This is a genomic window from Hyphomonas sp. (assembly GCF_041689225.1).
Lineage (GTDB): Bacteria > Pseudomonadota > Alphaproteobacteria > Caulobacterales > Hyphomonadaceae > Hyphomonas.
The window spans coordinates 1-10,235 of sequence record NZ_JBDNGN010000001.1 but is presented as its reverse complement, the minus strand read 5'-3'; the positions used below and the strand labels follow the sequence as shown (position 1 = coordinate 10,235).

The following is a 10,235-nucleotide window of genomic DNA, read 5'->3' as shown; positions in this document are numbered from 1 at the left end:
GCGAGCGGTCGAGCCCCATCGTTTCCTGCGCCGCGACAATCTCTTCGGCTGACAGGAAGGCCTTCATGTTCTCGGCAATCGACGCGCCCATCAGCGCGGTGATAGCTGCCATGTCATGCGGGTCGGCCAGCCGGTGGGTGAGCATCTCGCTCATGCCGCGGTAGCCCGGCTTGATATAGAGCGTCAACGCCGCCTTGCGCGGGGCAAAGCCGGTGATCATCGATTCGCCTTCGCGCCCGCTGTCATATTTGTCGTGATAACGGCCAAAGCCGATCATGGACGGCCCCCACATCCGCCCCTTCAGGCCCGTGACGGTCTCGAACCATCGCAGCAGGATTTCGGCCTCCCGCTTGCGGCGACCGTCATCCAGTCCGGCGATAAAGGCGTGCGGTGAAACAATCGTGGGTGTTGTCTTATCGTCCGCCGCAGCCATGAATCATCCGTCTTGTCAGGTTTCGCTTGTTTTGAAATTCTTCTCGGTCGAAGCCATGCCGAGACGGACCAGCTCTTCCAGCGAGTCGAGGTTAATGTCTTTCAGCGCCTTGATGAAGATGCACGACTTGCCCTTGTCGTGCTTGCCAAGGGTTTCCAGCTGTCCGGTGAAATCCTCGAAATCCGGCGACAGGTAGACGATGATATGCTTCTTCGCAGGCTCGAAGCCGGCGATCATGAACTCGCTGCTGCGTCCACTATCCATCGTGTAAGCATAGCGGCCATAGCCAACCTTGTGGGTTCCCCATATCGCAGCCGGCAGGTCCGTCACGCGGGCAAACAGCGCCAGGAGCTCTTCGGATTCCGCCTTGCGCTGTTTGTCATCCAGAGCGGAGATATAGCGTTCGACACGGGTTTTCGGGGCAGCAGAAATTGGCAAAACAACATTCATGGGAGGTGAAACAGTCCTTACAGGTGGCAGTTCTTGTCACCTTACCGCCACACGACCAAAAAGTCCAAAATATCCTGCACTTAGCCGATCTGCACGGCGGACCCCAAGTCCAGCAACAGGATCAGGGCCACCGCAACGGCCAGAAAGAAGGCCGAAAGCCCCGCATTGATCCAGACGGCCCGCGTCGCATTCTTCTGCTCGATCCATTTCCGGGGCCTGATTTTGCGTAAACGGAACACCAGAAGCGCCGAAAACACCAGGCTCGCGACGTTCAGCGCCAGCAGGAGGCCCGCCCGCATCGCCAGATCGAACTCGCCGCCGCCCGCGAACAGGCCAATCGCCGCGCCGGGGGCAGCAGCGCCGCTGCGACCATCACGCCAACCAAGGCCGATCCCTGTCCACGCGTCAGTGACAGGGCCGCTGCGCTGCCCGCGGCCATGGCCAGCGCCAGTCGGTCGATCCGGACTTCGGCCCGCGACATCAATTCCTCGCTCTGAAGGTTCAGCGGCAGGAAGAACGAGATGACCAGCGCCGACGCCAGTGCCGTCGCGATGCCGATCGCCAGCGTCATGCCGCCCCGCCTCAACAACGCAAAGTCGCCCAGCGCAGCGCCTATCGAAAATCCCAGGATCGGCCCCAGCAGCGGTGCAATCACCATCGCGCCGATCACGGCGGCAATCCCGTCCGAGTTCAGGCCGATCGCCGCCACGATGGTCGACAGCACGACCATGATCAGGAAATCGCGGTCCAGCCGCGCGCCGGAATCAATGTCGGTGTAAAGCTCTTCGCGCGTCGCCTGCTGGCGGCGTGCTTTCTTGTCGTCTTCAGGCTCGGGCCGTTTCGGCGCGGTCGCTTCGATTGGCAGCACTGCAATCCGCCAGTCCTTGCGCCCCTCGAGCGCCGACTGGTATTATCCATCAGCGTCTGGCCCGTGCCCTCACGCATGAAGACCGAGATCAGGCGACGGTCCTGCTGCTCGGTTTCGATCACGACATAGTCAATCGGCTCTGCCGACTTGATCGCCCGGATCACGGTCTCGCAGGCTTCCTCCTTGCTCAGATGGATATCGAGGCGCAGCACAACCTCAAGCGTCCCGCGTCAGGCGGGCAATCAGGCTGCTCGTATCCCAGCGCGCCCCGCCCATCGCCTGCACATCGGCATAATACTGGTCGACCGTCGCCGTCACCGGCAGGCTCGCACCGTTCTCGCGCGCGGCCTCCAGCGTGATCCGCAAATCCTTGCGCATCAAGTCGACGGCAAAGCCATGTTCGAAATGCCCCGCGACCATCGTCTCCCAGCGGTTCTCCATCTGCCAGCTCTGGGCCGCGCCGCCGCTGATCGCCTCGATCACCTTGGCCGCATCGAGTCCCGCCTTCTCGGCAAAGTGCAGCCCTTCGGCCAGGCCCTGCACGATACCGGCAATACATATCTGGTTGACCGATTTGGCCAGCTGGCCTGCGCCGCTGTCGCCGATCAGTGTCATCTTCTTGCCAAAGGCCGCCATCACGGGTTCGGCCGCATCGAACGCCGCCGGCTCGCCGCCGCACATGATCGTCAGCTTGCCATTGATCGCGCCGGCCTCGCCGCCCGAGATTGGCGCGTCGATGAAATGCGCGCCCTTGGCCTTGCACCGCTCATACAGTTCCCGCGCCAGGCCCGCCGAGGCGGTCGTATGGTCGACCACGATCATGCCTGCCCCAAGGCTCGGCTCAAGCGCGTCGAATACGATCCGTACATCCGGGTCGTCGCCAAGGCAGAGGAAAACGAATTCTGCGCCGAAGGCTGCCGTCGCCGGGTCCTTGGCCACCTCGCCCTTGTGCTTCTTCTCCCAGGCCTTCGTCTTGGCCGTCGTCCGGTTCCACACGCTAACCTGGTGACCGGCCCGGGCCAGATGCCCCGCCATGTGAAATCCCATCACGCCAAGTCCAAGGAATGCCGTCCGCGCCATCTGTGTTTCTCCTGCTATGCCTTGGCGAAGTAGATCAAATTTCATCGAAATCCTACCCTTCGCTTCGACGTGGCCTTCACCATAGCCTGCTATGACTGGCGCATCAGATCAGAAGGATCGGAACTCGAGCGCATGGCAACTGCCACTCACTCTCGGCGATATGCGGGCAGAATGCCCGCCGCGCCCGCCCGCAAAGCGGGCACCTGGAAGATGGCTTATGCCGACTTCCTCACCGCGCTCATGGCATTTTTCCTGTTGATGTGGATCCTCAGCGGCGTCTCTCCCGAGGGCCGCGACGAGATCGCCAGCTATTTCAACAGCAATGCCAGCCCCATGGACCAGGCCTCAGCCGTCCAGCCTGACTCGGCTGCCGGACGCCTGTTTACCGCTCTCAGCCAGCAATCGGGCCTGATCGAGGCCGGCGACAGTGTCGTCCTTGCCCGGGAAGCCGATGGCGTGCGCATCGACCTTGTCGATTCGGCCCGCCACCCGCTGTTTGATTCGGGCAGCGGTGCCTTCACGCAAGAGGGTATCGCGCTGGCCGAAGCGGCTGGCCGCGTCCTGATACAATTTTCCGAGCCGGTTTCGATCGAAGGCCATACCGACGCATTCAGTGCGACCGGCACCGCCTACTCCAACTGGGAACTCTCGTCTGACCGGGCCAACGAGGCCCGCCGCGCCCTGATCACTGCCGGTCTGGAGCCAGCTCGCATCCGCGCCGTCACCGGTCTCGCCGACACACGCCCCCTCGATGCGGGCCAGCCGCACTTGTCAGCCAACCGGCGGGTCAGCATATTGGTTCACACACACGACTGATAACCTGTAAGGGGATCAGGAAGCGCTGATGAACCGGAGCCTAGATGATCGCTGATTTCCTGGCCCACTGGCCCATGTGGGCAAGCCTGGCGGTTGTTTGTGCTGCAATTGGTTTCTACATGTCAGACCGCTGGCCGATGGAGCTCGTCTCTGTCGGCGTCATTGCGTCCTTGCTACTGCTGTTCACGATACCCGGTGCCTATGGCACCGACGGCACGCCAATCAGCGCAGCCGAGCTCCTGTCCGGTTTCGGCAATCCGGCCCTGATCACCATCATGGCCCTGCTCGTCGTCGGACAGGGCCTGTTCCAGACCGGCGCGCTCGAAGGGCCAACCAAAGTGCTCGTCGGCGGCTATGAGAAACGCCCGGTCACCACGCTCGTGCTGGCCTTTCTCGCGGTCTTCGTCACCAGCGCTTTCGTCAACAATACGCCCATCGTCATCATGTTCCTGCCGGTCATGAGCGCCATCGCCAAGCGCATGAACGCCTCGCAGTCCAAACTGATGATGCCGCTCAGTTACGCCTCCATCTTTGCCGGCATGACGACGCTGATCGGCACCTCGACCAACCTGCTCGCGGCTGAGGCCTTCGAGCGGATTGACGGGCGCACGCTGGGATTCTTCGACCAGACTCCGATGGGCCTGATCCTTGCCGGAGCAGGCTTCGTCTACCTCGCCATATTTTCGAAATTCCTGCTGCCCAACCGGCGTGGCCTCAGCGATGAACTCTCGCAGCCCTCCGGCAAGCAGTTCGTCGCCCAGATCGAAGTCACGTTCGGCCACTTCCTGAAGGGCAAGAAGCCGGTTGCCGGCATGTTCGCCGACCTGCCCGATATGACCGTCCGCATGATCCAGCGCGGCGAACGCGCCTTCCTGCCGCCCTATGAAGATATAACCCTCCAGCCGGGCGACCTCGTTATCGTCGCCGCCACCCGCGCCGCCCTGCAGAACGTCCTCGCCCGCCAGCCGGACTTCCTCCAGCAGGTCTGGGAGTCAGCAGGCGGCGACCTTGAAGAAAACAGCCGCCCCGGCGCCCTCGCCCTCACCGAAGCGGTCATCGCACCCGGCTCGCGCATGGTCGGCCGCACCGTCGAGATGCTGGGCTTTCGCCGTCTCACCCGCGCCGTCACCCTCGGCATCCAGCGCCGCAGCCGGATGATTCGCACCAAGCTCGGCGAGATCCGCCTTGAATCCGGCGACACATTGCTCCTGTGCGGTCCTGTCGATGCCTTTGTCGACCTGCGCGCCAGCCGCGACATCATCCTGCTGGAATGGTCCCAGACAGAGATCCCGCTCACCACGCGGGCCGTCGCATCGCGGGTGATTGCCCTCGCCATGGTCGGCCTCGCCGCCACCGGCGTCCTGTCCATCCTTCACGCCTCGGTTCTGGCCGCCGTGTCCATGCTCGTGGTCGGCTGTGTCAATACCCGCCAGGCCAGCCGGTCGCTCGACCTGCGCATCTTCCTCGTCATCGGAGCGGCCCTGGCCATGGGCATGGCGCTTGAAAAAACCGGGGCTGCAGCCGCGATTGCGCACGCCGTCGTCAACTATGCCGCGCCTTATGGCACGCTCGCGGTCCTGTCGGCGATCTTCCTCTGCGTCGCGATCCTGACCAACCTGCTGACCAATGCCGCCACTGCCATCCTGTTCTCACCCATCGCCCTGTCAGCGGCGGCCGAACTCGGCGTGCATGACCCGCTGCCCTTCCTCCTCGCGGTGATTTACGGTGCCAATTGCAGCTTCGCGACCCCCTTCGCCTATCAGACCAACATGCTGGTGATGGGCCCCGGACACTATAAATTCGGCGATTTCATGAAATTTGGCGCACCGCTCGTTTTAGTCCTTTGGTGTGTCTTTACCGTCTTCGCCTCTTGGCGGTTTGATCTGTAAGTGTATCGTTACGACTCATGAAGTTCACCGACTCCCAGATTCTGCCTGCCGGGCTCGAGCGGTCGCTACGTTTCTACGTCACGAACCCCAGCCCCTGTCCGTATTTGCCCGGCATGCGCGAGCGCAAGGCCTTCACCAACCTGGCTGTCTCCGACGCCGACTCGATCCATAACTCGCTCAGCCAAGCCGGCTTCCGCCGCAGCCAGACAATCGCCTACCGACCCGCCTGCCCGCGCTGCAATGCCTGCCGCAGCGTGCGCGTGCCCACCCGGGAATTCGTCCAATCGCGCAATGACCGGCGCACGCTGGCCCGAAATGCCTCGCTGGTCCGCACCCCGGTCGAGGCCACTGCTACACGCGAACAGTTCCGCCTGCTCAAAACCTACGTCCAGACACGCCACGACAAGGGCGGCATGTCCGAGATGACCTATCGCGACTACATGACCATGGTCGGCGGCAGCCCGGTCCAGAGCCTGATCTTCGAATATCGCGACGGCGAGGCGGAAGACGCGCCGCTATTGGCCGTGGCGATAACGGACGTCCTGCGCGACGGTTTCTCGATGGTCTACACGTTCTTCGACCCGGAACAGGAATCGCGAGGTCTCGGCCATTACATGATCCTCGACCATATTCGTCACGCTCAGGATATGGGCCTGCCGCACGTCTATCTCGGCTACTGGGTCAAAGGCAGCCCGAAGATGGACTATAAACGCCGCTACAAACCTCTCGAAATGCTGGACGGCGACCAGTGGCGGACGCTAAGAGACGACGAATAGACCCTGAAACCATTGTAGGGCGAGTCGCTGGGGAGGATTTTTCATGATCAACCGACGCAATATCGTCGGCGCGGGCCTTCTCGGTGTTGCCGGGGCCGCTGCCGCGTTCGCAAATCCGGAAGACGCAAAGATACTGGCCCCGGCCAGGATCAATCGCAGCCGCCGCAAGTTCAACATGGTTACCACCTGGCCCAAAGGCCTGCCGGGCCTCGGCCGCGCCGCCGAGCGCGTGTCCGAACGTGTCTACGCCATGTCTGACGGCCTGATGGAGATCAAGGTCTTCGCCGCCGGCGAACTGGTTCCCGCTTTCGAAAGCTTCGATGCCGTCGCCAACGGCTCGGCCGACATGTATCACGGCGCCGAATATTACTGGACCGCAAAATCCTCCGCCTTCCCGTTCTTCACCGCCGTGCCGTTCGGCATGACCGCTCAGGAAATCATGGGCTGGATCGATTTCGGCGGCGGCCAGGAACTCTGGGACGAACTGTCCGGCCAGTTCGGCGTCAAAGCCATCCAGGGCGCCAATACCGGCCACCAGATGGGCGGTTGGTTCCGCAAGGAGATCAACAGCCTCGACGACCTTGTCGGTCTCAAAATGCGGATCCCCGGTCAGGGCGGCGACGTGCTGCGCGCCCTCGGCGGCTCGGCCATCTCCCTGTCAGGCGGCGAGATCTACCAGGCTCTGCAGACAGGCTCCATCGACGCCACCGAATGGGTCGGCCCGTGGAACGACTATTCGCTCGGCTTCCATCGCGAGGCGCCTTTTTATTATGGTCCGGGCTTCCATGAACCCGGCGCCAGCCTCGCCGTCGGCATGAACCTCAAGGTCTGGGAAAGCCTCACCCCCGGTGAGCAGGCGATCATCAAGGCGGCTTGCGAGTCGACAAACCACACCTCGCTCGGCGAGTTCACCTACCAGAACTCTGTCTATCTCGACATTCTGCAGCGCGAGCACGGCACCAAGCTACGGTCCTTCCCGCCGGAAGTGGTCAAGGCCATGGCCGAAGCCGCCGCAGACGTCCGCGCCGCCAGTGGCAAGGACGGCATCGAGAAACGCATCTATGAGAGTTTCGAGACAAGCCTGAAGCTCATGCGTGGCTGGGCCAAGGTCTCTGACGGCGCCTATTATACCGCCCGCGAACTCGGCAAATAGGCTGGCGGGGCAAATGATTGATCCCGGTGTTTTCCTGCTGATCGGCGCCTGGCTGAAGGTCGTTGGCGTCTTGTGCCTGCCCTTCTTCCTCGTGCCTCTGGTCGCCATCGCCGTTCCGGGCCTGCTCGACGGTCTCGCCCGCCGCATGATCCGCGTGCTCGATGCGCTTTCAGGCGGCGCCCTCAACGCGGCGATCTTCAGCGCGCTCCTGCTTGTCGTGTCCCAGCTCGCGGTCGTCATCCTGCGATATGCCTTCGGCCTCTCCTTCACCTGGCTCAGCGAGATCGTCATTTACGCCTTCGCCGCCATGTTCATGCTCGGCGCCGCCGGCGCCCTGCGCGACGATGCCCATGTCCGCGTCGACATCCTGCGCCCCCGTTTCGGCGAGACCGGGCGCAACTGGATCGAGCTCGTCGGTACCTACCTCTTCCTCTTCCCGATCTGCTTCCGCCTGATCACGACCGGCGAACAGGGCCTCTCGCGATCATGGTCGCTGCTCGAAGGCTCGCGCGAATCCGACGGCCTGCCGATCCTCTTCCTCTTCAAAACGCTGGTGCCCGTCTTCGCCGTCCTGCTGATGGGCGCGGGTCTCTCTGTCGCCCTCAAGGCCGCGCTACGCCTGAACGGCACCCTGCCGCCGGCTGACACGCCGATTGAAGGCGAAACCGGAGGCCATGATGGAATTTGAGATCATCCTCGCCGTCGCCATGTTCGTCTGCGCGATCCTCAGCCTGCTGGCCGGTTACTCCGTCGCCCTGACGCTCGGCGGCGTCGCGCTTCTCTTCGCCCTGATCGGCATCGCCACCGGCACCTTCTCGGCTTCCTTCCTGATCGCCTTCCCCAGCCGCATCCAGGGTGGCTCGATCATGCAGAGCCAGACGCTGATCGCCGTGCCCCTGTTCGTCCTGATGGGCGTGATCCTCGAACGCTCGCGCGTCGCTGAAGACCTGCTGCACATTGCCAGCCGGCTGCTCGCCCGCGTGCGCGGCGGTCTCGGCTATGCCGTCGTCCTCGTCGGCGCGCTGCTCGCCGCGTCCACCGGCATTGTCGGCGCCACCGTCATCACCATGACCCTGATCGCCCTGCCGACCATGCTGCGTCAGGGCTATGACCCGAAACTCGCCACCGGCACGATCGCCGCCTCCGGCACGCTCGGCCAGATCATCCCGCCCTCCATCGTGCTGATCCTTCTGGCCGATGCCGTCTCGAACGCCGCCAGCCAGGCCAGCCTGAAGATCGGTGCCGGCTCCGGCGTTGTCTCGGTCGGTGACCTGTTCGCGGGCGCGCTCATCCCCGGCGTCCTGCTGGTTGTCTTCTATCTCCTCTACATCGCAGCGGTCGCCTTCTTCCGGCCCGAGGCATGCCCGCCGGTCGCGGTCTCGGAGGATACGGCGCAGCTTACAGTCAAGGAGGTCGCGTTCGGCCTCGGGGCGCCGCTGATCCTGATCATCGCCGTGCTTGGTGCCATCCTCGGCGGCGTCGCCCCACCGACAGAAGCTGCTGCCATCGGCGCAGCCGGCGCTGTCCTGCTTGCTGGCCTGCGCCTCGCCGAAGAGGCCAAAAGCCGCCTCTCGCCGCTGATCCTTGCCGGCCTGATCAGCATCGGCGCCATCCTCCTCCTGCGCAACACGATGGACCTGCGAGCCGGGGTCGAGACCATCAGCGCAGGCAATTCCGTCGGCATTGCCCTCACCCTGTTCGCCAGCCTCGTCTTCTTCGCGGGACTCGCTGCCGGACTGCTCGTCCTTCGCAAGATGCGCCAACTCCTCCCAGCGCTCACCAGCGCCACGCACATCACCAGCATGGTCTTCCTCATCCTGATCGGTGCGTCGCTGTTCAGCCTCGTCTTCCGCGGCTATGGCGGCGACGAAATGGTGGCCGCCATCCTCCACCAGGCCCCCGGCGGCAAATGGGGCGCCCTCGCCATGACCATGCTTGTCATGTTCGTGCTCGGTTTCTTCCTCGACTTCATCGAGATCGTTTTCGTCGTCGTGCCGCTCGTGGCCCCGCCGCTGATCGTCCTCGGTTTCGACCCGGTCTGGCTCGCCATCCTGATGGCGCTGAACCTCCAAACCAGCTTCCTGACTCCGCCCTTCGGCTTTGCCCTCTTCTACCTGCGCGGCGCCGCGCCCGACGAGATCAAGACAATGGATATCTGGCGCGGGGCTGTGCCCTTCATCGGCCTGCAGGTCGCCATGATCATCCTCGTCGCAGCTGTCCCCGCCCTGGCAACCTGGCTGCCGAGCCTCGCCGCAAATTGAGCCAGGACGTCTCCCCCTTCCAGGCCATCGCCGTCAGCCGCCTCGCCCACGAACTGCAGGCGGCCGGGCGGTCGATCATCCATATGGAATTCGGCCAGCCCTCCACCGGAGCGCCAAAGCGGGCCGTCGAGACGGCGCACAAGGTACTCGACACAGAATCCATGGGCTATTGGGAAAGCCCGGCGCTCAAGGCCCGCATCTGCCAACACTATGGCGACACCTATGGCGTCGAGGTCACGCCCCGCCGCCTCGCCATCACGTGCGGCGCGTCGCCCGCGCTCGTCCTCGCTCTCTCATCCGCCTTCGCGCCCGGCGACCAGGTCGCCCTCGCCCGCCCCGGCTATGTCGCCTATCGCAATACGATTCGGGCGCTGAACCTGGTGCCGCTCGAAATCGCATGCGGCGAGGAGACCCGGTTCCAGCTCACGGCGGCGCAGATCGCTGCGCTCGACCCGGCCCCGGCAGGGCTGATCATCGCCAGCCCTGCCAACCCGACCGGCACCATCCTG

12 protein-coding genes are annotated in these 10,235 nt (G+C 63.7%); 7 read left to right on the top strand and 5 right to left on the bottom strand.

Features of this window, described 5'->3' with window-relative positions:
- From ACESNB_RS00060 to ACESNB_RS00040, 5 genes are all read right to left on the bottom strand, one after another.
- The coding region (locus tag ACESNB_RS00060) for a hypothetical protein (RefSeq protein ID WP_373002222.1) at window positions 1–433 on the bottom strand (433 nt) is incomplete at its 3' end.
- Between the two features lie 15 nt (window positions 434–448).
- Window positions 449–883: a DUF1801 domain-containing protein gene (locus ACESNB_RS00055; protein ID WP_373002219.1), complete on the bottom strand. Its 435-nt coding sequence runs from the start codon at window positions 881–883 to the stop codon at window positions 449–451.
- Window positions 884–963: 80 nt separating this feature from the next.
- Window positions 964–1,182, bottom strand: coding sequence for a hypothetical protein (locus ACESNB_RS00050; RefSeq protein WP_373002216.1), 219 nt, complete (start codon window positions 1,180–1,182; stop codon window positions 964–966).
- Window positions 1,155–1,751, bottom strand: a complete 597-nt coding sequence (locus ACESNB_RS00045; protein ID WP_373002213.1) for a TIGR00341 family protein — start codon at window positions 1,749–1,751, stop codon at window positions 1,155–1,157. Before ACESNB_RS00045 ends, ACESNB_RS00050 begins: the two co-directional genes overlap by 28 nt.
- A 216-nt stretch (window positions 1,752–1,967) precedes the next feature.
- The gene (locus ACESNB_RS00040) at window positions 1,968–2,831 is read right to left on the bottom strand and encodes an NAD(P)-dependent oxidoreductase (protein ID WP_373002211.1); all 864 of its coding nucleotides are present in this window, start codon (window positions 2,829–2,831) and stop codon (window positions 1,968–1,970) included.
- A gap of 171 nt (window positions 2,832–3,002) precedes the next feature.
- On the opposite strand from ACESNB_RS00040, the gene ACESNB_RS00035 reads away from it, so the two are divergent.
- From ACESNB_RS00035 to ACESNB_RS00005, 7 genes are all read left to right on the top strand, one after another.
- Window positions 3,003–3,647 carry a flagellar motor protein MotB gene (locus tag ACESNB_RS00035; protein WP_373002208.1) on the top strand — a complete coding sequence of 215 codons (645 nt, stop codon included), beginning with the start codon at window positions 3,003–3,005 and terminating at the stop codon, window positions 3,645–3,647.
- A gap of 44 nt (window positions 3,648–3,691) precedes the next feature.
- The gene (locus ACESNB_RS00030) at window positions 3,692–5,536 is read left to right on the top strand and encodes an SLC13 family permease (RefSeq protein ID WP_373002204.1); all 1,845 of its coding nucleotides are present in this window, start codon (window positions 3,692–3,694) and stop codon (window positions 5,534–5,536) included.
- Window positions 5,537–5,553: 17 nt separating this feature from the next.
- Complete coding sequence (locus tag ACESNB_RS00025; protein WP_373002201.1) at window positions 5,554–6,312, top strand: arginyltransferase; 759 nt, start codon at window positions 5,554–5,556, stop codon at window positions 6,310–6,312.
- Between the two features lie 43 nt (window positions 6,313–6,355).
- Entirely contained in the window at window positions 6,356–7,465 is a 1,110-nt protein-coding gene (locus tag ACESNB_RS00020; RefSeq protein WP_373002199.1) for a TRAP transporter substrate-binding protein, read from the top strand.
- 13 nt (window positions 7,466–7,478) lie between these two features.
- Window positions 7,479–8,153, top strand: a complete 675-nt coding sequence (locus tag ACESNB_RS00015) for a TRAP transporter small permease subunit (protein ID WP_373002196.1) — start codon at window positions 7,479–7,481, stop codon at window positions 8,151–8,153.
- The gene (locus ACESNB_RS00010) at window positions 8,143–9,726 is read left to right on the top strand and encodes a TRAP transporter large permease subunit (RefSeq protein ID WP_373002225.1); all 1,584 of its coding nucleotides are present in this window, start codon (window positions 8,143–8,145) and stop codon (window positions 9,724–9,726) included. Before ACESNB_RS00015 ends, ACESNB_RS00010 begins: the two co-directional genes overlap by 11 nt.
- On the top strand, window positions 9,723–10,235 hold a 513-nt coding region (locus tag ACESNB_RS00005), incomplete at its 3' end, for an aminotransferase class I/II-fold pyridoxal phosphate-dependent enzyme (RefSeq protein ID WP_373002193.1). The genes ACESNB_RS00010 and ACESNB_RS00005, both read left to right, overlap by 4 nt.